Origin of the sequence: Mucilaginibacter rubeus, from assembly GCF_003286415.2 — a bacterium.
GTDB classification, from domain to species: domain Bacteria; phylum Bacteroidota; class Bacteroidia; order Sphingobacteriales; family Sphingobacteriaceae; genus Mucilaginibacter; species Mucilaginibacter rubeus_A.
Genome location: NZ_CP043450.1, coordinates 3,624,684 through 3,646,287, shown reverse-complemented (window position 1 = coordinate 3,646,287; position 21,604 = coordinate 3,624,684). Strand labels below are relative to the sequence as shown.

The window sequence follows — 21,604 nt, the reverse complement described above, 5'->3', positions numbered from 1 at the left end:
AAAAGTATATTTATTGTGTTTAAACATCGTTTTGATTTGCGTTGCTGGTAAGCGGTATAACCCTGCTCCGGGCAATAGAAAAGAGGTTTTTAGGGTTACTGAAAATTTTTTCAAAAAATTTAAAATGTTTTTAAATCACAATCGTCTTTATCTTTAAAAGGAAAAGAAATTGACAACAGCGATAATGCCCCAGGACAAAAACAGCCACATCATACAAACAATAGCATCGTATGGTAAAAGCCTGTTGGGATTTATTCGCCGGAGGGTAAAAAACGATGCCGACGCCGAGGATATATTACAGGACGTTTGGTACCAGTTTAGCGCTGTTATTAATTCTGAACCGATTGAACAAACCAGCGCCTGGCTATACCGGGTGGCCCGGAACAAAATAACTGACAAGCATAAAAAAAAGACGGAAACCCTGCTTGATGATATGCTGGCCGATGATGAGGATTATGACGATGAGGCACCGGACTTTAAAGCCATACTCCTTACCGAAGCTACTACTCCTGAAACCGAGTATTTGCGCAACCTTTTTTGGGAGCAGTTATTTTTTGCGCTGGATGAATTGCCCGAAGAACAAAAACAGGTATTTGTTTGGCATGAGCTTGAAGATATCCCCTTTGAGGAAATTGCCAAACGTACCGGGCTAAATACCAATACGCTGGTATCAAGAAAACGATATGCGGTATTACACTTACGCAAACGGCTTGCCCAGCTTTACCAGGAAATTACTGAATATTAAAAATTAAGACATTATATAACATGAAACCATTTTTTTATAAAAGGCGATTTTTCTTCATCCCACTTGGGGTGATTGCCTGCCTGGCTGTTATCAGCTTTGTTGTGATGCAGCTTTGGAACCATTTATTGCCCGATATTTTGCATGTAACGGCCATTACTTACTGGCAGGCCATGGGCATATTTATACTATGTAAGATATTGTTTGGCTTTGGCAAAGGCGGACCTAAAGGCGGAGGCGGCGCACCATGGATGCGCGGGCGTATGGCCGAGCGTTTTAAAAACATGAGCCCCGAAGACAGGGAAAAGTTTCGTGCCCAATGGGAAGACCGTATGTGCGGATGGAAAGGTCGCGGCCATGGTTATGGCAGGTTTGACCGCGATTGGGACAATTTTAAAACTACAGCTAACGAAGAAAAGACAGCTGAATAAGCTTTATAGTAACACCTTCGCGGAAGGTTTGAGATTTTTTATCTACCTTAAAAATAAATTATAATGGATGTACTGGTATTTGCAACAAGCGTACGACAAAAACGGCAGGTGAGCCGGGTACAAAATCTGTTAACCAAAGTGCCCGCCATAGCCCAATGGAACTTTGACCTGGAAGATTGTGATAATATTTTACGTATAGAGGCTAAAGATATTTCACCCCGTTTTATCGAATCGCTGTTGCAAAAAGCAGGCATCCATTGCCAGGAACTTGAATATTGAACCAGGCACAAAAGTTTTAGTTTAAGTGATTGTTTTACGGCCCGGCTTATTTTTTTGCCGGGCTGTTTATTTCAATCCAATAACCATCCGGATCCTGGAAATATAATTGCAGTACACCATCACCACGAAAAGTTGGTTCTTTACTATCGCCTTTCCAGTTGGAGTAGGGGATATTCATTTTCTCAAGGCTTTTTGCAAATTCTTTTACCGATGAAACCGTAAAGCAAAGGTGCACTCCTTTAACTTGTTTTTCGTTGCGTTCGGCCTGAATAACGTGGAGTTTTACATTGTTGCCGAGGCTGTACCATTGATGTACGGTATCAGCAAAGGGATTGTCAACTTTTTTGAGATGCAGTACTTTGGTATAAAACTCGGTGCTTTTTTTAAGGTTACTGGTGGTGATGGCTATGTGATCAACCACAGGCGAGATATCGGTGCCACTTTGGGCTTTACAAACCACCGGCAAAAGCACAGTTATGGCCAGCAGCAGTGTAGTTATTTTAGCTGTTTTAATGATTGTTGATAACGACGTCATATTTAGGATTGGTAATTTAATTGCCTAAATATATAGGTTTAGCATTGTGATTTTAGCAGTGCACAAATAAATTACATAAATACATTCAATGAAAACTGAATATCAGTTTTTCTTCCTCGTGGTTAATACATTCGCTGTTGTGTACGTTCCAGTCGTTAATATCAATAAGGCCCGGATGGGTCTTGTAATGGCTGTCATCAACAGGGCATTTTACCACATATCCAACATCTCTTATCAGCACAATTATTGGCCTTGCACCGCAAACTTTGCAGCAGTTGCAATTAACCGACCCTGGTATATTTACATAACCCCTCATACTTCATCTGGCGTTTAATTAATTTTTAATTGCGATTAGTTATCAGGTCGTTCAACTTAATGAAGGTGTTTATCGTATTTTATCCAAAAAAGTTAATATTATACTAATTTAGAATAAAATCCTCCATAAAAATATATTACGTATAAAAAAAGCATTAGGTTACTCACCCTTGCATTTTATTATATGTTTTGGGGTAATATTTATTTTGATCTTATTTTACCGGGATGTTTATGATAAATTTAAACATTGTAAAATAGCTATGGAGCAAGATAAATTATATAACAATTATACGGTTACCGGCGGTAAATGGTTGCATATTGCTACTGTTAGCGTTTTATGGTTCGCTTTAATTCTGCAAATTGGGATAGCCATCCCCAATTATTTGCAAACAGGAAGAACCCTTGCGGGTACGCTGATGCAGTTATTTAGTTTCTTCACCATCCTTACCAATTTACTTGCTGCTTTGAGCATGACGGCTTTATTTAATATTAACAGCCGTTTAGGGAAATACTTTTTCCAACCCCATGTTTTCAGTGCTATTGCTTTATACATTACCATAGTAGGCCTGGTTTATAACCTGGTGCTTCGCAACTTGTGGCATCCTACAGGGTTATCTAAGCTTGCCGATGAGCTGCTGCATTCGGTAAATCCGGTGCTGTTTGTAATTTATTGGTTAGCCTATATGCCAAAGGCAAATTTAAAATGGACACAAGCTTTAAGCTGGCTTTGGTTTCCCCTCATCTATTCGGTGTATATATTTATTCGCGGAAGCATAAGTCATTTGTATCCTTATCCGTTTCTTGATGTTGATAAATTAGGGATTCCCCAGGTTGCAATCAACTCCTTATTTATGCTTATCGCTTTTCTGCTCGTTGGCTTTTTATTTGTTTGGATCAACCGGATCATGGTAAAACGCAAATCCTGAATTAATGCCTGAGTCAGAAACCTTCACTGTAACATTCCTTTTACTACAGCTATGATTTTATCCTAATGGCATGATAAGTGGGTAAATAAATATATCTATTTAAAAAATAAATCATTTGCTATGAAAACCATTGTTTCACGCTCAATTGCGTTGTTGATATTAGCAGCCATGGGCTTTACAAGCTGTTCGACCGAGTACCGTGAACGTCGCAGGCATCGTCATGACGACCGGGTACGGGTACACGAACGTGTAGTTATACACAACTAAATAAAGGTAAATACAACAAAACAGGCCATACTTTATCAGCATGGCCTGTTTTGTTTATGGCGATTAAAAACCGGGGGCTTTTTATCGAAAAATCAATCGTTCCAAAGGTGTTTGTGGTGAAGATTGTTTTCCAGTTTGTTTTTAATAAAAAGGTCGTCTTTATGCAAAATGCAGTCGCCGTGATTAATATCTTCTTCAGAAGTAACTTTAATGATACTGCCTGATATTTGTTCAACTATGCTTGATAGTGTAAGAATCTCTGTGTCGGGAATTTGAACGGTTAATATTGCCATGGTAGATGATGTTATTTTTTGATAATTCAAAAATATGGCAATAAAATTTACCTTGTGTTTTACGAAAGTAAAATTTAAATAACCTTTATTTTACAAATGTGTCAACAATATTAATTCGCGGTTTTAGTTACCAGTACCCAGTCGACAATAGTTTTGGCTTCTCCTGCTTTTATTTTATTGACCGAGCTTTCCGATATACCATAATATGGCTTGGTAACCTTGTTAACGCCACCCGGATAACCGCCCCCTAACGCGAAATTAAGAATGATGAATTTTTTGTTATCGAAAGCCCAGCGCCCGTATTTCTCAACCATAGCCTTGGTAACGGTGTAGGTAACTTTGCCGTCTACTTTAAAAATAAGGCTCTCCGGCGACCAATCAACCGAATAAATGTGCCATTGCGTAACGTCAATACCTGCCGGGAAAAATACACGTTTTGCAAGTGGGGTATTACCAAAATAGTTGGGGCCATGAAGCGCATGACTAACCCAGCTTGAGTCGCCCACGGTTTCCATGATGTCAATTTCGCCGCAATCGGGCCATTTGCCGTTGCCAAGCGCCCAGAACGCCGGCCATAAACCCGCACCTGAGGCCATTTTCATCCGGCATGAGGCTGTACCATATGTAAATTCCATTTTAGCACGCGTATTGATACGGCCGGAAATAAAATCATATTTGCGTTGTTCCTTACTGGTAAAGCCAGGCTGATAAAGAGCCTTCAATACTAAAGCGCCGTTTGTAGCCCCTTCGTCTTTCCCATCAATCATATAAATGGTAGCGGCCGAGTCAACATAGGCCTGCTGTTCATCATTAACCGTGTTGCCCGTAACTTCAACGTTCCATTTGCTCCGGTTGAGGGTAGGTTTGTTAAAGTCTTCAAAGAAAACAGTATCGGTTTTGGCATGCTTTTGCGCAAATACTTGCGATGCTGTTAAAAATATTGCTGATAGTAGCAGATGTTTTAATTTCATTTTTTGATGATGTGAGATGTGGGTTTAAAAGTATATAAATTGGTTGGTACGAATTTAGTATTTACCAATTGAGATCATAATTTTACAGTGATGTATCAGTTTTAAAATTAAAGGATACGTTGATATTAATTATATTTATGCCAGTACTCATTTTAAGACCATGGGTAACAACACAGCAAACTTATATTTCAGGTCAAAAAAGGTTTCGTTAATAATACTGGCGGTAACAGCCCTGGTTTGCTCCAGAGTGCTGTTCGTTTTTTTCAATGATCCCGAAGGCCCAAATCTTTTAATAATTATCGGCTTGGCTGCGGCTATATATTTGTTGTCCTGGGTAGTTTATGTATTCGGTCCGTTGAGAATAAATGGCTTTACGAGACTTGCTGTAGTAATTTGTATTCAAGTACTATTGGTTATCGGTCTTTATTTTTGGATGAGGTAATTTTCCGTCTCTCTCGCAGAAAGTCCCTATATAACGTTAGGATACACAGCCGCCATCACCCGGAACGAAGAAAATATACCTTTCCCATAATTTTTAAGCAGAACCGATACCGGCGCAATTTTACGCTTCAATTACCTTTACTTTTTTAAATTGCAGTCTTATATACATTTATATGCACAGTAGTGGCTTTTTAAAAGTACTTGCAATTATTGCGGTTATCAGTTTATTGTTTGACTGGTATGTTCACTCAGGTTTGAAAACCTTAACTGCCGATTGGCAATCAAACCTGTGGCGAAGCATTGTTTTATGGGGATATTTAATCATTTCGATAGGTGTAACCGTTTTGTTTTTATTGGGTTTTGGCGCCTTTAGTACGGCAAACGGTATGCGCCCTTTTCACGAGTGGATGCTGAGCCTGTTCCTTACCTTTTTTATTACCAAACTGGTTTTTATAATTATACTTTCCCTTGGTGATCTGGGGCGTTTCTTCGTCGGGATTTTCAATAAGATCACCGGTTCTGGAAGTGTTAGCGGGCAATCAGCTTTCCCTGGCAGACGTAAATTTATCAGCGAGATAGCGGTGCTTGTAGCTGCCGTGCCATTTACCTCGTTCTTTTATGCCATGTTTAAAGGTAAATACGATTATAAGCTGCATAAAACCACACTTTATTTTGAAGATCTGCCGGAAGCCTTCGACGGATTTACCATAACGCAACTCTCGGATATCCATTCGGGCAGTTTTGACAATACAGAGGCGATGCAGCGTGGTATCGATCTGGCAAAAGCTCAAAAAAGTGACCTGTTTGTTTTTACAGGTGACCTTGTGAATAACGCGGCTTCAGAAATAGAGCCTTACATTGATAGGTTTGGACAGATCAAGGCCCCCTACGGGCAGTTTTCTATTTTAGGGAACCATGATTATGGCGATTATATCGTATGGAACAGCGAACAGGAGAAAGCTGCCAACCTGGATAAGCTTAAGCAACACCATAAAGCGTTAGGTTATCGCTTATTGCTGGATGAGAATGTAACTATCGAGAAAGGGGGGCAAACTATCTCGCTCATCGGGATCCAGAACTGGGGTAGGGGTTTTATACAGGTAGGAGATCTGAATAAAGCAATGCAGGATGTACCCAAAGATGCTTTTAAAATACTGTTGTCGCATGATCCTACCCACTGGGAAGAGCAGGTGCGGTATAATCCAACCACCATTCATCTCACACTCTCGGGACATACCCACGGGGCGCAGTTTGGTGTAGAGATCCCAGGTTTTAGATGGAGCCCTGTAAAATACCGTTATCTTGATTGGGCAGGTCTTGCCAACGAAAAGAACCGGTATCTGTATGTTAACCGTGGTTTCGGTTTTCTGGCATTTTCTGGACGATTGGGTATCTGGCCGGAGGTTACCGTTATTGAGTTAAAGAAGAAGATTGCATAAATTTTGAAATGTTGGTTGCTATTTGTGGCAAGGTTTTTATACGCTATTAGTGTACTTAAAACTAAAGTGATGGCAACCAATAACATGAAAATAATAGGTAAAGGCAGCCCTGAAAGCCGACATCAGCATAGTAATGCATGGGAAGTGATGAAGCCTTTTGTGCATTTCGGTATTAAAGCGATAGGTGCAATTGCCCACACACTCATCTATATTGTGAAACATATCCCCAAGCCCGATTCGCTTAAATCATCCGAAAAGAAAAGCGGCAAAATCATTAAAATATAAACAGGAAACCCGGTAGTAGATAACTGGCTTCTTTATTGCATCAGCCGGACCATTTAACAGAATAAAAAAATGGTTTATCGGCTTGCTAAAATTGAATAGCAGGATTAGTATTTCCGCCTATATTTTTTATAATAACTTTTACCACTTCTGATTGCTGTAAAAGGGATGAGCCCTATCACAATAAGTGGAAAGGATAATATCATCAAAATACTACCCCAGGATGTCCCGGTTGTTTTGTGGCGAAATGACGTTTTGCGCCTATGTATGCAATTCCGATACTAAAAAGTATCAGGATGAATCCGCGCAGTCTCAATTTCTGTACAATGTTCATTGGACTACTAATATATTGTTTCGACAATGAAATTTAGTGATTGTTTTTGCCAAAAAAAGAAAGACTTAAGTTTTCCGGAATCAAAAGTGCAGTTAAACGGCCTCTTGTTAGTTTTTAAAGACGTTTTACCGTTAATACACCCATGTAAAATACCGTGTTTTCACGGATTGCGGCAATGTTTTTTAATAGCGACATTTAGATGTTGGTTAAAATGTACGCATACAAAAATGCCATTGCTTATAACAGGCTGCTAACGTTGCCGATGTAACATTGAAACATATTTAAAACCTAAACCTTAACCTTGTCTTGCACCCGTCTGCCTGACGGGTGTTTTTTGTTTTATACCAGTTTTAATTAATAAGCGTTGTGTAAGTGCTTTGTTGTTTAAGTAGCAATTTGTACTTACTTTCACCCTCAATGAATCATCTGTTTACCGGTTATAAAACACTTCAAAAATTAATACTTCCTGCCCTGTTATTTTCTGCTACACTATCAAACGCGCAGGTGTTTGGTGGCAACCCGCCATCAATAAAGTGGAAACAGGTAAACACGCCGCCGGCCAGGGTAATATTTCCGGCAGGGTTGGATTCTGCGGGATTAAGAGTGGCCAATATTGTTCAGCAAATGAACGGTTTGGTGAAGCCAACCATCGGTTTTAAGCAAAAGCAGATTAGTATTGTATTGCAGAATCAAACTACCGTAGCCAATGGTTACGTGGGTTTAGCGCCCTTCAGGAGTGAGTTTTTTTTAACGCCCGATCAAAATAGCTTTGAAATAGGCAGTTTGCCATGGCCGCAGCAACTGGCCGTTCATGAGTACAGGCATGTGCAGCAATACAATAATTTTAATGTAGGACTTTCGCGCTTGCTCCGCATAATTTTTGGCGAGGGAGGGCAAGCCTTGGGTAACGACCTATCTGTACCTAACTGGTTTTTTGAAGGAGATGCCGTATTTAACGAAACCCTCGTGAGCGAACAGGGCAGGGGAAGGCTACCTTATTTCTTCACCGGCTATCGTGCGCTATGGGCTGCTGACAAGAATTATAACTACATGAAACTCCGCAATGGCTCATACCGCGATTATGTGCCCGATCATTATCCGCTTGGCTATATGATGGTGGCGTACGGTCGCGAAAAATATGGCAGCGAATTGTGGAAGAACGTGACGCACGATGCTGCAGCTTATCGGGGAGGGTTTTATCCTTTTCAATGGGCGGTAAAAAAATATACCGGCGAGAGTTTCCAATCTTTCTCAAATAATGGGCTCAGCTATTTTAAGCAACAATTTGCCGAAGATGATACCCAGCCCGTTGCCGAACGCAAAAGGCATTTTGATGCCAACAGGCAGTACCCGGCGTTTGTGAACGACAGCACAATTATTTACGCCGAAACTACCTATGATCACTTGCCAGCTTTTGTTATCAAAACCGGTAATAAGGAAGTAAAACTCAGCACCCGTTCTTATTCGTTGGATAGCTATTTTGATTATAACAACAGTAAAGTTGTTTATACATCGTACCGGCCCGATTTGCGCTGGGGTTATCGTAACTACAGCGAGTTGATGCTACTTGATGCGCAAACAGGACAGGAGCATCGTATCACTTCAAAAGCAAAATACTTTTCGCCCGCTTTCAGTGCTGATGGTAAACGTATAGTTGCCGTGCAGGTTGATCCATCTGGTAAAAGCCAGCTCCATATTTTAGATACCGCAGGAAAAGTACAAACAGAAATTCCGAACCCTCAGGGACTGTTTTATACTTATCCAAAGTTTTATGGCGATGATAAATTGATCTCGGCAGCCCGCGATAAGGAAGGAAAGATGGGTATCGCCATTACAGAGGTTGCTACTGGTAAAACAGGATTTTTAACGCCGCTAAGTTTCCGCCCGATAGGTTTTATCGCCGTAAAAAAAGATACATTGTACTTCACCCAAACCGATGGCAAAAACGACCGCCTGTTTGTGATGATGCTTAATAATAGAAGCATTCTTGAGATGCTGCCTACCGGTAATTATACGGGATTAGGCTATTATCAACCAGCGGTAAGTGATGGTAAACTGGCCTGGGTTGGCTTTACTGCCGATGGTTACCAAATAAATCAGGCTAATAAAAAAGATCTGAAATGGATAGCCGCCGGAGGTGATTATACGCGTTATCTGCCCGATCTGGGTATCACGGCGCTAAGAAAAGATTCGGCCGCTAACCTGGTTGCAGGTATTGTTAATAAACCATTGCCTGTTACCAATTATTCAAAAGCGCATGGTTTGTTTAACTTTCACAGCATTATACCTAATATCAGCGACCCTAATTATTCGTTCGCTATCACAGGCGAAAACGTGCTGAACACTTTTCAATCCGAGCTGTCTTTTGATTATAACACCAATGAGGGATATAAGCAGTTTGGCTTTGATGCCATTTATGGCGCATTATTCCCCTATATTTCTGCAGGGGCAGACTACACGCTTGACAGAAGAAGTTTTTACAAAGGGCAATACGTTTACTGGAACGAAACCGCTGTGCATGGCGGTTTGCGAGTACCGTTGAACTTTAGCGAGGGTAAGCGTATAACAGGTCTTACTTTTGGCAGCGACCTGTATTTTAACAGTATAAATTTTCAGCAGGCTTACAAAAACAGGTTTTCTGACAGGGCATACAGTTATCTGAATAACTATATCAGTTTTAGTAACCAAACTCAACAGGCACAAAAAAATATCTATCCCCGGTTTGCGCAAAGCATTGGCGTTAACTATAAATCGGCAGTATCAGGCTCCGGCGCAACACAGTTGTTAGCTACAGGAAGCTTTTATTTCCCCGGTTTATTTGTGAACCACAACTTCGTGATTAGTCTGGCCCATCAGCAAAAGGGGAAAGATAATGTAATCAGTTTTTCTAATGATTTCCCGTTTTCAAAAGGATATACTGCCGAAAATCTCGACAATATGAACAAGGTAGGGTTAACCTACCACTTACCTATAGCTTACCCCGATGCCGGTTTTGGTAATCTTTTTTACCTGTTACGACTGCGCGCGGCCTTGTTTTTTGATTATACCCATGCTAATGCCGCTAACTTTTTTACCGATGGTAGCAGCTTTAAACAAAATTTCCGCTCGGCAGGTGGCACACTGTATTTCGATACCAAATTCTTTAATCAAAACAGTATCACATTCGGTATCAGGTACAGCAGGTTACTGGATGAGGATTTCTTTGGCGGGACAGGCCGCAACAGGATTGAATTAGTGCTGCCGGTGACGTTTTTTTAAAACTTAATCAGCCTTATTTCATCCTGAAAACAACTCAAAATGCGAGGCGTATGCCACCCGCAGGCTGCTACACCTGTATCTCAATGTCATTAATTTTAAGAGGTCGCCAGATTGCACGGAGGGCACAAAAAGCTTTTAGAAATCACCGCCCTTTTAAGTTAGTATTTTTAACTGATGAGCATCTTTTGAATTGTGATTTTCTCGCCAGTTTTTATATTAATTATTGATTAACTTGCTGCTGATACATCTTTTAAAGAAATAATTAAACAAAAATTTATTATCTATTAAAAACCTAAAACCATGACCAATTCTATGTGCAAGGAGGAACGCTTTGTATGAGCGAACCTATCACTAATCTTACACCCGGCTTTATTTCACGTGGTAATTATCTTAACAGCAACGGCATATTAAGGCCGGGTGAGGCACTGACGTCGAAGAACGGGCTTTTTAGTGCTGTGCTTGGTGCCGATGGCCGTATTTGCATCTTTATTAATCGGCCAGGAGCTACACATCAGGACCTTTACCATTGTGTAGCCATGACCAGCTGGCCTGAAGGCGACTATTATGCCACGTTGCATATCAACGGAAACTTTTGTGTGTATGCAGGGACGGGCCCGGCAGATAACAAGGGTGCGGTGTGGTCGTCAAACACCCCGCACGATTATGACTCGGAGTATTTTGCAATTATGCGTAACGACGGCAATTTTTGCATTTTCGCTGGTAAGTATCCTAACGAATATCGGGGAATGAGCTGGTGCACCGGCACCGCTGATACTACACTTTCGCGTGAAGCGACGCCAGCTCCCGGTCCGCAGCAAGGCATGCTCGCCAGTACCATGGATCATCCGAGCCGAAGGAGCTGGGGCTTTAAGGCAGGCAGCAAGTTTGTTCAACAGTTGCGTGTGCAGCAGTCTGGTACACCTTCAACTCTTGCTATCGGGATGGGCTCTAACCAAAATCCATACCAGGCCGAGCTTAAGTTTATGAGGGGTGACGAATTGTTATTTCAACGTTCTTATGTTAACCGCAAACAACGCTCATCTGATTGGACCACCGTATTCGAGCTTACGGATTTTGCCCATGAATTGGTTGCTGGGGAAATGATCAGCTTTGAAATAACCGTATTACAGGCTACTTCTATAGAACCTGTTTTAGACGATTTGCCTGATTATCCCCGTAGCATGATGCCCAACTCGGGTATGATGGCCGCTAAGTTTATACTGGAGGGCACAATTGTAACGCCAGGTGTTACTGTTGCAATAAAGCGATACGGGGTGTTGGAAGAAAAATCGATGCTGCGACTTGGTGAGGATGGATATATGCCAATGGGCGTGAAAGTGACAGGTGTGGTTGAGGCAAATTTCGAAGTTGTTAACCAAACCTGGAATTTCGGGGACAGTTTGATTTGGCCATGGGCACAAACTCAGTCATCCGGATCGATAACCCGGCTGCTTTCACCAATTATAAGCGGAAGGTTAGGGCCCTCTTTTTTCTGCCCCAGCCGTGGCGTATACGAACCGGAAGTAACCTGTGATGGAATAAGCAACGGTAGGCCGGTACGGGTTGTTACTACAGCAAGGGCTATGACAACTACGGCCCCTGCCAATATTGTAACAAATGGCATCACATCTCCGATTACGGTACGCCAAATAGAGGGGCTTAGCCAACATGTTTATTTTGGTCTGGTTACCGGCAGAGCCTCCGAAGGGAAACCCGGGATAGGTATACGTTTTCGTGCAACGTTGAATAGCCGGGGTACTATAGGAGATATCGCTGTGATGCAGTTTGTAAGGGGGCAACGTCTTTATACCAAAAGCGATGGATCAATGTTTGAATTATCAACGAATTATCAATGGTACCTTGATCGGAGTAAGAGAGATGACAAGCTGCAATATGGGGGTGAGGATGCCATTGCAGAAATCTTACCGGGTGGTAATGCCACTGTTTATATGCTGGATCGTCCTTCTTTTTCACTAAATCCTACCGTGACACGTATCAGTGTTTACGAAACTTTCCGTTCATACCTCGTTTATAAACCCAAAGGACCAGGAGTACATGAAACACGTTGGGTGCCGCTTGGTTATGTGGAATGGAACTGGAGGGTGATTATTTCCCGCGCCAGTACATCGGTGCCCTGGCCTGATGTGGTTGATTCATCCAGCTACACCGGTGACGATGCGCTCTCAAATTTCGTTGAAGCAACGGAATTACCAAGCTGGAATCATACAACGGCCGATCTTGGGGACCGGGTGACTACAGAATTCCCGGCTACTGCCCCGCCATTTGTAGATTATAATTCTGCCGATGTCATGAATGCTGAGCAGATGGAAATCCGATTAACTGAACCTGCAACGCCTGAAATAATAACCCAGCTAACCACTTCGCTGGAAACACCCATGTCAAATGCATCCCGCGATAACCATAGTGTACTGGTGTGGGTGTCGCCTTCAAAGGCACAGCAGGCATTACAAGTACCGGGTGTAACTTCGGTTGCTAAAGTTGATATTTCCAGACGCTATACGCCGGACCCATCGCGCCCGCATCATCAGGATGAAGAGCGAACACTGATTGTGTCTGTTGCGCCATATTCATGGTATAATAGTATTCTGCGAGGCCGGGAGTTTGCAAATATTTTTAGCCCTAAATCACTCGCCATGGTGGCCGCCGACCTGGTTGAACAAAACCGCTCGCGACATCCCGATATTGGGCTTTCTGCCCGGATCTATTCTGAAACGGCATTGTTCCTTACGTTTAGCGTGCCGTTAACCGATGCGTTGGTTAGGGAGATTGCTGAGCATGCTCAGGTAACTTTTGCCGAGCGGGCGTCGCATTTCAGGGCAGATGATCCTCCTGTGCCGTTGCCAGATCTTATGTAACTACGGATTACTGTTACATCGGACTTTTTTGTTTCTGTCGTCAATGCGGGTATAGCTAATTGACGTAGTTACGCTCTTATTGCGAATAGCCTGTTAATAGTTTATGTATTAACAGGCTATTATAACAACATCTGGTTGGAACTTTTGTATCCTGCTTTGGGCAACGTTTGCTGCCGGAAAATATAAGAGGTGTTGTTTTTTCTTTAGCCGTTCGCCAGTCTTATCAATTCCTTAACCCGGTCAACGCCTGTTACATCAATACTGTATTCATCGCCTGCTTCGGCGCTCATCATAATATGATCGTTGTGGAATTTCATTTTGCTGGGCACTTTGATCCGGGCAGACGAATGAACTTCTTTTGCCCCGGTAAAATGGATCAGATCGGCCACATTGGCTTCACTTACACCGCTGCCCGGCATGATGCTGATCCGGTCTCCGGCTTGTTCAACAAGTCGGTTTAAGTTGCTTGCACCTTCAATAGCTGTACTTTTACCGCCCGATGTCAGGACACGTTCACAGCCCATTTCAATAATCTCTTCAAGGGCTTTATGCTGATCAGCGCACATATCAAAAGCACGATGAAAGGTTACGCCAAGTCCCCATTGACGGGCAAGGCGTACCATTTCGGTGCAGCGTTCTATATCTATGGCGCCATCTTCATTAAGTATACCGATCACAATGCCGTCGCATCCGGCATCAATACAATACCTGATGTCGGCCATCATGAGCTGATACTCCATATCATTGTACAAAAAATCACCTCCACGGGGGCGAATAAGCACATACAACTTAATATGGAGCAGGCTACGGGCCATTAATATGGTACCGTGCGATGGGGTGGTGCCACCTTCCTTTAAATTTTCACAAAGTTCAACACGTACAGCGCCTCCCTCCTGGGCCGCCAGGGCCGATGTAACCGAATTAGCACAAACTTCGAGCGATACGGGTTGCATGTTCTTTTTTCTTTTAGTTCACTGTTTAGTTCATAGTCGATAGATCATGGTTCATAGCAAAATCTATTCTTTATAATTATTTCAACTATGAACCATTAACCATGATCTATGAACTTATTTATAATAACTCTTTCCTGGTATTAACAGGTCTTGTTGTTGTGCATTGCAAACGGCGTATGAAAAACCGCTTTGTATGGCATAAGCACCATATTCGCCTTTTTTATTGATAGCTAAAAAGCCCACCTGGATTTTCTTAGCTATTTCTGGTTTTTTGCGGATAATGCGGTTTACAGCTTCTTTGCAGGCATCTTCAGGTGATAAGCCCTGACGCATTAGTTCGACAACCAAAAAGCTGCCCACATTACGGATCACTTCTTCACCAACCCCGGTTGATGTAGCGCCACCAACTTCATTATCTACATATAAACCCGCACCAATGATAGGGCTGTCACCAACGCGGCCATGTAGTTTAAAGGCCATGCCACTGGTAGTACAACCTCCGGATATATTGCCTTTTGCATCAATAGCCAGCATGCCAATGGTATCGTGGTTGTATTTATTGCCAGGCTTGCCGCCGTTTTCGATATTCATTACGGGGCTGTATTGGGCCTTTTTAAGCCATTCTTTCCAGATCTTTTCAGATTCAGGAGTTAAAAGTTTTTCTTTTTTCATGCCCTGTTCAACGGCAAACTGGGTTGCACCTTCGCCAACCAGCATTACGTGAGGGGTTTTTTCCATCACCAATCGGGCTACCGAAATTGGGTGGGCGATATCTTCCATGGCAGCTACCGAGCCACAGTTCCCGAATTCGTCCATAATACAGGAGTCGAGGGTAACGTGTCCGTCACGGTCTGGTAAACCGGTGCGGCCTACCGTGTGGTTGGTGATGTCTTCGGCTTCTGGGATGCGTGCTCCGGCTTCAATGGCGTCAAGGGCGCGGCCTCCTGTTGATAATACTTTCCATGCCCCTTTATTGGCAATGATACCAAAATCCCAGGTGGAGATAACGATAGGATAACCGCCCTCGGGCTTGGATATGACAGTTTTTGCTATAGCAGATTGAGAAAGCGCTGCAAGTGAAGCACCTGCAGCCGATAATTTGATGAACTTACGGCGGTTGTACATAGCGCTAATATATAAAAAACAGACTTAAGTCTTAAGTCGGAAGTCTTTAGTTCGAAGTCAAGGTTCCATCAGTTATAAAATTGAAGACTTTTGACTCAAGACTTAGAACTTATGACTTAAAGGTGTTATTCAAAATCGCGCTGGCAGTTAAAACAATGCCAGGCCTTGCGGCTGTAAAAGGGGAATATCATCATCAAAAATGATATGATGGCTGTTAGCCAGTGAACCCGTTTTTCGGTTGCGGAACCATAGCGCACGTTGGTTGAGCCGCAGTATGGGCAGATTACGGCATTAAGCGTTTCGTCATCAATTTCTATATGGTCCTGGTCATGCAGATCGCCCTCCGCAGCTAAAATTTCACGGCAGCGTTCCAGGTCGCGCTCAAATATTTTTAGTTTAATGCCACCCACCGCCTGGTTGTAAAGCGGATTTGAACCTATGGTATTTTCATCGGCGATGAAACAGGGGATGCCATAGCCCTCCAGTTTGGTACGAATGATGTGCGCTAACATCACATCGTAATAGGTTTCAAATGTTATGATCTTTTCTTCAGGTTCAGCAGCCATATTGTAGATAAATATTGATCAAAGGTAAATTGTTTTTTATTTAATTTGGACGCCATGAATCGCATCGACCGAATATCAGCTATTTTGATCCAATTACAATCACGCCGGGTAGTAAAGGCCGGCGATATAGCCGAAAGGTTCGAAATAAGTCTCCGCACGGTTTACCGCGATATCAAAACATTGGAGGAAGCAGGGATCCCAATTATAGGCGAAGCTGGTGTTGGTTACTCTATAATGGATGGTTACCGCCTGCCCCCGGTTATGTTTACCCGCGAGGAAGCTACCGCGTTTTTAACCGCCGAAAAGTTTGTTGAAAAGCTTACCGATACATCTACCATGGCGCAATATCAATCTGCCATGTATAAGGTTCGGGCTATTCTGAAATCGTCAGAAAAAGATGCCTTGGAAAACCTTGACGGCAGCATTGAAGTATTGAAAAGCCATAGCCAAAAGCGGGCCGGAAATATTGATCACATCCAAACTATTTTAGATTGCATAGTTTGCAAAAAGATCATGTGTATTGATTACTTTGCCGCCCACTCACAGGAAAATACTAAGCGCGAAGTTGAACCGGTTGGTGTTTTTTTTCTGGATAGTTTTTGGCACCTGATAGCCTATTGCCGCCTGCGTAATGACTATCGCGATTTCAGGATAGACCGCATCAAAAAACTGTTGGTTACTGACAAAAGTTACGTCAACAGCAAACACCCTACATTAAAAGATTACATTGATAAGATGGCCTGCGAAAAGCAACTTGAGCAGGTGGTGATCAAAGTTGATAAAGAAATTCACAGCTATCTTGACCATCAAAAATACTATGGTGGTTTTGTATCTGAAAAAACTATCGGCAACAAAATTGAAATGACATTCCTTACTATTTCTTTGGAAGGTTTTGCCCGGTGGTATATGACATTTGGAGATCGTGCGGAGATCATCAAACCTGATACCCTGCTGCATCGTGTGCGCGAAATCACCTCGACCATCGCCCAAAAAATAAAATAATTTTCATTCTTTTTTTCCTGCTGACATAAGGCTGTCACCAGCGTACTGTTACTTTGTTTCATAATAGCAAGGGCAGGATTTGTATTGGTCATGTTTTTGCTGATAATTTAAACCATACACTTATGAAACATTGGATAGTTGTTGTATCAAAAGATCACATTAGCCGCGGTATTTCCGGGGGCTTTATTCAGGCTAATCATGGCAAGCTTGCACCGCTTAAACGTATGGCAGTTGGTGACTGGGTAGCGGTGTATTCGCCTAAGCAAAAAATGAACGGCGATGAACCCCTACAGGCGTTTACAGCCATTGGCCAGGTGAGGGATGAGGATATCTACCAAAAACAAATGGCCATCGATTTTACTCCATATCGCCGCAACGTAAATTACTACGAATGTGCCGAGGCTCCCATCGCCCCAATGATTGGTGAACTCGATTTTATCACCAATAAAAAAGCCTGGGGCTATAACTTCAGATTTGGGTTTTTTGAAGTTCCCGGCGCGGATTTTGAGAAGATAAAAGAGCAAATGATAACCGAAGATAAACCACTACTAAATAAAGCTACATTATGGAAAAATTAACAGTAAACGTACAGGTGAAGTTTAAAGCACCTATCGACAAAGTTTGGCAGGGATTAACAGATCCGGCTATGGTAAAAGAATACTTTTTTGGTACCAATCTGGAAACGAGCTGGAGGGTAGGGGAGCCCATTAAATTCAGCGGCGAATGGAATGGCCACAAGTACGAAGACCATGGAACGATACTGGATATTGATCCGGGAACTTTTGTGAAATATAGTTACTGGAGCAGCATGAGCGATACGGAGGATAAGCCCGAAAACTACGCTAACATCACTTATAACCTTACCGAAAATAACGGTGAAACAGAGCTTACGGTTACTCAAGATAACGTGAAAAACGAAGAAGCTAAAGCACATTCTGAACAAAACTGGAAAGGGCTTTTCGAAGAATTGAGGAAGTTGATAGAGTAGTTTGCAAAGTTAAATAGATAGTTTATATAATTACTATAATTATTTGACTAAAAATTAATTATAAATAGATATAACAAATAGTAATGACTCCATTTATGGATAAAGCAACAATAAAAGGCTTCTTTTTGGTCGGGATTTCGGTGCGTACCACAAACCAGAACGGGCAGGCGATGAAAGACATTAGTGGGCTTTGGAACTGGTTTATGAGCGAACATGTTTTGCAACAGGTAGTAAACCGCCTTAGTGATGAAATATATTGCGTCTACACCGATTACGAAAGCGACAAAGACGGCTTTTATACCACGGTACTTGGCTGTAGGGTTGCCACAAAAGATAATATTCCCGAAGGTTTGATTTGCATAACGGTACCTCCCGGAAGTTACAACCGGTACGTAGCTAAAGGCGCGCTGCCACAGGCTGTAGGCGAAACCTGGCATCAAATCTGGACAAGCGATATCGACAGACGGTATATGGCCGATTTTGACGTTTATGGCGATAGGTCAAAGGATCCGTCGAATGCAGAGGTTGAAGTGTTTGTTGGGGTGAATTAGATAGGCAACTATCTGAAATACTTTTCTGGCGTAAGTTGAGGAAATCGCAAATAAAAAGGGAAAAGTGCCCACTTTTCCCTTTCCAGAAAATTCTGTAAATTCTAAAATTCTGTGAATTCTGATTCAGATTATCTATTAAAAGTCAACCGCTTGCCGGCTTTACTTTCAATAAGACTTCCGTTGGCGTAAGCAAGATTTCCTGATATCAATGTATAGGCCACCTGCGAACGGAATGTATTGCCTTCAAACGGGCTCCAGTTACATTTATACAGGATATTGTTCTTATTTACATTCCAAGGTTTGTTCAGGTTAACCAGTACCAGGTCGGCCCAGTAGCCTTCACGGATAAAGCCGCGTTTTTCAATTTGGAAAAGCGTGGCCACGTTGTGCGCCATTTTTTCTACTATCTGTTCAAGGCTGATTTTGCCATGGTGATACAGCTCAAGCATGGCCGGTAAAGCATGCTGAACCAGTGGCCCACCAGAGGGTGCCTGCAGGTAAGGTTGCTCTTTTTCTTCAATGGTATGCGGGGCATGGTCGGTAGCAATAACATCAATCCTTCCGTCAAGTACGGCCCGCAAAATTCCGTCGCGATCTGCCTCGGTTTTTACTGCCGGGTTCCATTTAATGTAGTTGCCTTTTGTTTCATAATCGGCATCGGTAAACCATAAGTGATGGATACATGCTTCGGCGGTAATACGCTTATCTTTTAGCGGTATTGTGTTATCAAAAAGATGCGTCTCGCGCTCGGTTGAGATATGTAAAATATGCAGGCGGGTGTTATGTTTTTTTGCCAGCTCAATAGCCATCGATGACGACAAATAACAAGCCTCGGCGCTCCTGATTTTTGGATGCAAACGCACCGGAATATTTTCGCCAAGCAGTTGTTTGTAGTGCGCAAGATTACTCTTAATTGTTGCCTCATCTTCGCAATGTGTAGCGATCAACATTGGTGACTGCGCAAACAGTTTTTCGAGAGTGTGCGGATCGTCAACAAGCATGTTTCCGGTAGAGGATCCCATGAACACTTTAATGCCGCAAACATTGCTGGTATCGGTGCGCAAAACCTCATCTAAATTGTTGTTAGATGCACCCATGAAAAACGAATAATTGGCCAGTGAATTTCGGGAAGCGATCTGGTATTTGTCTTCCAAAAGTTCCTGGGTTAAGGTATTGGGAACCGTGTTTGGCATCTCCATAAATGAAGTAATACCACCGGCTACAGCAGCACGCGATTCGGTATAAATATCGGCTTTGTAAGTCAGGCCCGGCTCACGAAAATGTACCTGGTCATCGATGCAGCCCGGAAGCAAATGTAAGCCTTCGGCATTGATCACTTCGTCGGCTTGCTGATCGATTACTGAGTCGATCCGATCTATCAAACCATCTTTAATCAATACATCGGCAACGTATTGTTTGTGTTCGTTTACTATAGTGGCTGCTTTTATTAAGATTGTAGACATATTATGGATTTCGGATTTGGGGATTTCGATTTCGGATTTATTTTTCAGTAGGTCAAACTTACGAAGTTTTTAAAACTTCGTAAGTTTCGGCTTAAAACAGCAATTACATTTCGGCAAAAGTTTCCTCGCTTGGGAACTCCCCAAGGCTCCGGTAAATGGGGTTGCCGCTCACCTCACTATCTTCAACCGCCCACTTAGACATAGCGTACATAACCGGCCTTAAACCCATGCCTGTTTCACTGAGGCGGTAGGTTACGTAAGGTGGTACAACCGGCTTGGCTTCCCTGATCAAGAGGCCATCGGCTTCCAGTTGTTTCAGGTGCTGGATCAGCATTTTTTCGGTAATGGTCGGGATCGATTTTTTTAACTCGCTATAGCGTTTACTGCCGGTGAGCAAGTGAAATAAAATGATCGGTTTCCAATACCCGCCTATCCGCTCCATCACATAAGTTACCGGGCACTCCTTAAAGGCATTCTGTTTGTTTTCCTGTATGGTCGAGCTTTCTTTTATCGCAGTCATGATGATACATACTTTAGGGTAAGTACTTGTAAAAAAGTAAGTACAAAAATACCTTTGCTTTCAATAAAAACAAAACACATTATGAAAATTATAGTAACAGGTTCAACAGGTAATATAAGCAAACCATTAACACAAACTTTAGTGGCCGCAGGCCATAGCGTAACAGTAATAAGCAGCAGTGCCGATAAAGTAGCAGATATTGAAGCACTGGGCGCAGAAGCCGCAATTGGTTCACTGGCCGATGCCGATTTTTTGACTGAAACTTTTACAGGTGCCGATGCGCTTTACGCCATGGTGCCACCAAGCTTCACCTCCGAAAGTTTAAGGGCATACCAAAATGAAACCGGTAAAAGTTATGCAGAGGCCATCAGGCATTCGGGTATAAAAAAAGTTGTCGTATTAAGCAGTATCGGCGCGCATTTAGATAGTGGCGTTGGCCCGATAAAAGGGATCCATGATGTGGAAGGCATCTTGAGCGAACTGGATGGTATAGCTATCAAATTTATCCGTGCACCATTCTTTTACATCAATTTTTACAGCAACATTCCGCTTATTAAACATCAGGGAATCATCGGCTCAAATTATCCGGCAGATGCAAGACTGATCATGGTACATCCAAAAGATATTGCCGCGGCAGTGGCCGAAGAACTGCAGCAGGACTTTACCGGCAAAAGCGTTCGCTACATTGTAAGTGATGAATCAACACCCGGTGATACAGCATCTGTTTTAGGTGAAGCCATTGGTAACCCCAATTTACCATGGATTGAATTTACCGACGAGCAACTTGCAGATGGCTTACAGCAAGCAGGTGTTCCACCCGAAATGACCCGCAATTTTGTTGAAATGGGCACCGCTGTAAGAAGCGCGAAAATCTGGGAGGATTATGATAAGCACAGACCGGCCGCTAAGGGTAAAGTAAGCTTGCACGATTTTGCAAAGGAATTTGCAGCGGTTTATAATGCTTAATGCTAAAAAGGATTGATGCTACAAGGCTATTGAAGCATTAAAACATAAAACACGCGTCATTGCGAGGTACGAAGCAATCCC

At 42.6% G+C, this 21,604-nt stretch carries 23 protein-coding genes; 14 read left to right on the top strand and 9 right to left on the bottom strand.

Annotation, left to right across the window (positions count from 1 at the left end):
- Nucleotides 1-169: 169 nt before the first annotated feature.
- The 3 genes from DEO27_RS14345 to DEO27_RS14335 all read left to right on the top strand — a co-directional run bounded on the left by DEO27_RS14345 (nucleotide 170) and on the right by DEO27_RS14335 (nucleotide 1,452).
- Nucleotides 170-745 carry an RNA polymerase sigma factor gene (locus DEO27_RS14345; protein WP_223818252.1) on the top strand — a complete coding sequence of 192 codons (576 nt, stop codon included), beginning with the start codon at nucleotides 170-172 and terminating at the stop codon, nucleotides 743-745.
- 20 nt (nucleotides 746-765) lie between these two features.
- The gene (locus DEO27_RS14340; protein WP_112573692.1) at nucleotides 766-1,173 is read left to right on the top strand and encodes a hypothetical protein; all 408 of its coding nucleotides are present in this window, start codon (nucleotides 766-768) and stop codon (nucleotides 1,171-1,173) included.
- Between the two features lie 63 nt (nucleotides 1,174-1,236).
- Nucleotides 1,237-1,452 carry a hypothetical protein gene (locus tag DEO27_RS14335; RefSeq protein WP_112573690.1) on the top strand — a complete coding sequence of 72 codons (216 nt, stop codon included), beginning with the start codon at nucleotides 1,237-1,239 and terminating at the stop codon, nucleotides 1,450-1,452.
- Nucleotides 1,453-1,498: 46 nt separating this feature from the next.
- Here DEO27_RS14335 and DEO27_RS14330 read toward each other — a convergent pair whose 3' ends face one another.
- Together DEO27_RS14330 and DEO27_RS31440 are read right to left on the bottom strand one after the other, a co-directional pair.
- Entirely contained in the window at nucleotides 1,499-1,987 is a 489-nt protein-coding gene (locus tag DEO27_RS14330; RefSeq protein ID WP_112573688.1) for a VOC family protein, read from the bottom strand.
- Nucleotides 1,988-2,072: 85 nt separating this feature from the next.
- The gene (locus tag DEO27_RS31440; RefSeq protein ID WP_190295417.1) at nucleotides 2,073-2,228 is read right to left on the bottom strand and encodes a hypothetical protein; all 156 of its coding nucleotides are present in this window, start codon (nucleotides 2,226-2,228) and stop codon (nucleotides 2,073-2,075) included.
- Between the two features lie 334 nt (nucleotides 2,229-2,562).
- Between DEO27_RS31440 and DEO27_RS14325 the strand changes: the two genes are divergently transcribed.
- Nucleotides 2,563-3,228 (top strand): Pr6Pr family membrane protein, encoded by a 666-nt coding sequence (locus tag DEO27_RS14325; protein WP_146750069.1) that lies wholly within the window; start codon nucleotides 2,563-2,565, stop codon nucleotides 3,226-3,228.
- Between the two features lie 120 nt (nucleotides 3,229-3,348).
- Nucleotides 3,349-3,495: a hypothetical protein gene (locus tag DEO27_RS31435; protein WP_162996835.1), complete on the top strand. Its 147-nt coding sequence runs from the start codon at nucleotides 3,349-3,351 to the stop codon at nucleotides 3,493-3,495.
- Between the two features lie 92 nt (nucleotides 3,496-3,587).
- On the opposite strand, the gene DEO27_RS14320 is transcribed toward DEO27_RS31435, so the two are convergent.
- Complete coding sequence (locus DEO27_RS14320; RefSeq protein ID WP_112573682.1) at nucleotides 3,588-3,788, bottom strand: hypothetical protein; 201 nt, start codon at nucleotides 3,786-3,788, stop codon at nucleotides 3,588-3,590.
- 110 nt (nucleotides 3,789-3,898) lie between these two features.
- Nucleotides 3,899-4,759, bottom strand: a complete 861-nt coding sequence (locus DEO27_RS14315) for a family 16 glycosylhydrolase (protein WP_112573680.1) — start codon at nucleotides 4,757-4,759, stop codon at nucleotides 3,899-3,901.
- 614 nt (nucleotides 4,760-5,373) lie between these two features.
- Between DEO27_RS14315 and DEO27_RS14310 the strand changes: the two genes are divergently transcribed.
- The 4 genes from DEO27_RS14310 (at nucleotide 5,374) to DEO27_RS14295 (ending at nucleotide 13,389) form a co-directional block, all read left to right on the top strand.
- Nucleotides 5,374-6,639, top strand: a complete 1,266-nt coding sequence (locus DEO27_RS14310; protein WP_112573676.1) for a metallophosphoesterase — start codon at nucleotides 5,374-5,376, stop codon at nucleotides 6,637-6,639.
- 69 nt (nucleotides 6,640-6,708) lie between these two features.
- Nucleotides 6,709-6,924: a hypothetical protein gene (locus DEO27_RS14305; protein ID WP_112573674.1), complete on the top strand. Its 216-nt coding sequence runs from the start codon at nucleotides 6,709-6,711 to the stop codon at nucleotides 6,922-6,924.
- A gap of 748 nt (nucleotides 6,925-7,672) precedes the next feature.
- On the top strand, nucleotides 7,673-10,513 hold the full coding sequence (locus DEO27_RS14300) for a TolB family protein (protein ID WP_112573672.1): 2,841 nt from the start codon (nucleotides 7,673-7,675) through the stop codon (nucleotides 10,511-10,513).
- Nucleotides 10,514-10,848: 335 nt separating this feature from the next.
- Nucleotides 10,849-13,389, top strand: coding sequence for a hypothetical protein (locus DEO27_RS14295; RefSeq protein WP_112573670.1), 2,541 nt, complete (start codon nucleotides 10,849-10,851; stop codon nucleotides 13,387-13,389).
- A gap of 203 nt (nucleotides 13,390-13,592) precedes the next feature.
- On the opposite strand, the gene DEO27_RS14290 is transcribed toward DEO27_RS14295, so the two are convergent.
- From DEO27_RS14290 to DEO27_RS14280, 3 genes are all read right to left on the bottom strand, one after another.
- Complete coding sequence (locus DEO27_RS14290; RefSeq protein WP_112573668.1) at nucleotides 13,593-14,342, bottom strand: copper homeostasis protein CutC; 750 nt, start codon at nucleotides 14,340-14,342, stop codon at nucleotides 13,593-13,595.
- Between the two features lie 114 nt (nucleotides 14,343-14,456).
- Nucleotides 14,457-15,467: a N(4)-(beta-N-acetylglucosaminyl)-L-asparaginase gene (locus DEO27_RS14285; protein ID WP_112573666.1), complete on the bottom strand. Its 1,011-nt coding sequence runs from the start codon at nucleotides 15,465-15,467 to the stop codon at nucleotides 14,457-14,459.
- Nucleotides 15,468-15,592: 125 nt separating this feature from the next.
- A complete protein-coding gene (locus DEO27_RS14280; RefSeq protein ID WP_112573664.1) occupies nucleotides 15,593-16,033 on the bottom strand; it encodes a DUF2007 domain-containing protein in 441 nt (146 codons plus the stop codon).
- A 54-nt stretch (nucleotides 16,034-16,087) separates the two neighbouring features.
- Between DEO27_RS14280 and DEO27_RS14275 the strand changes: the two genes are divergently transcribed.
- The 4 genes from DEO27_RS14275 to DEO27_RS14260 all read left to right on the top strand — a co-directional run bounded on the left by DEO27_RS14275 (nucleotide 16,088) and on the right by DEO27_RS14260 (nucleotide 18,574).
- A complete protein-coding gene (locus DEO27_RS14275) occupies nucleotides 16,088-17,035 on the top strand; it encodes a helix-turn-helix transcriptional regulator (protein ID WP_112573662.1) in 948 nt (315 codons plus the stop codon).
- Nucleotides 17,036-17,157: 122 nt separating this feature from the next.
- Nucleotides 17,158-17,613 carry an EVE domain-containing protein gene (locus tag DEO27_RS14270; protein WP_112573660.1) on the top strand — a complete coding sequence of 152 codons (456 nt, stop codon included), beginning with the start codon at nucleotides 17,158-17,160 and terminating at the stop codon, nucleotides 17,611-17,613.
- Complete coding sequence (locus DEO27_RS14265; protein ID WP_112573658.1) at nucleotides 17,601-18,023, top strand: SRPBCC family protein; 423 nt, start codon at nucleotides 17,601-17,603, stop codon at nucleotides 18,021-18,023. The genes DEO27_RS14270 and DEO27_RS14265 overlap by 13 nt, the downstream gene beginning before the upstream one ends.
- An 83-nt stretch (nucleotides 18,024-18,106) precedes the next feature.
- Entirely contained in the window at nucleotides 18,107-18,574 is a 468-nt protein-coding gene (locus DEO27_RS14260) for a GyrI-like domain-containing protein (protein WP_223818251.1), read from the top strand.
- Nucleotides 18,575-18,702: 128 nt separating this feature from the next.
- Here the strand turns inward: DEO27_RS14260 and DEO27_RS14255 are convergent, their stop codons facing one another.
- Nucleotides 18,703-20,037, bottom strand: coding sequence for a dihydroorotase (locus DEO27_RS14255; protein WP_112573654.1), 1,335 nt, complete (start codon nucleotides 20,035-20,037; stop codon nucleotides 18,703-18,705).
- A 103-nt stretch (nucleotides 20,038-20,140) separates the two neighbouring features.
- Complete coding sequence (locus DEO27_RS14250) at nucleotides 20,141-20,557, bottom strand: winged helix-turn-helix transcriptional regulator (protein ID WP_112573652.1); 417 nt, start codon at nucleotides 20,555-20,557, stop codon at nucleotides 20,141-20,143.
- Between the two features lie 81 nt (nucleotides 20,558-20,638).
- Here DEO27_RS14250 and DEO27_RS14245 point away from each other — a divergent pair, with 81 nt between their 5' ends.
- Nucleotides 20,639-21,523 (top strand): NmrA family NAD(P)-binding protein, encoded by an 885-nt coding sequence (locus DEO27_RS14245; protein WP_112573650.1) that lies wholly within the window; start codon nucleotides 20,639-20,641, stop codon nucleotides 21,521-21,523.
- Nucleotides 21,524-21,604 lie beyond the last annotated feature (81 nt).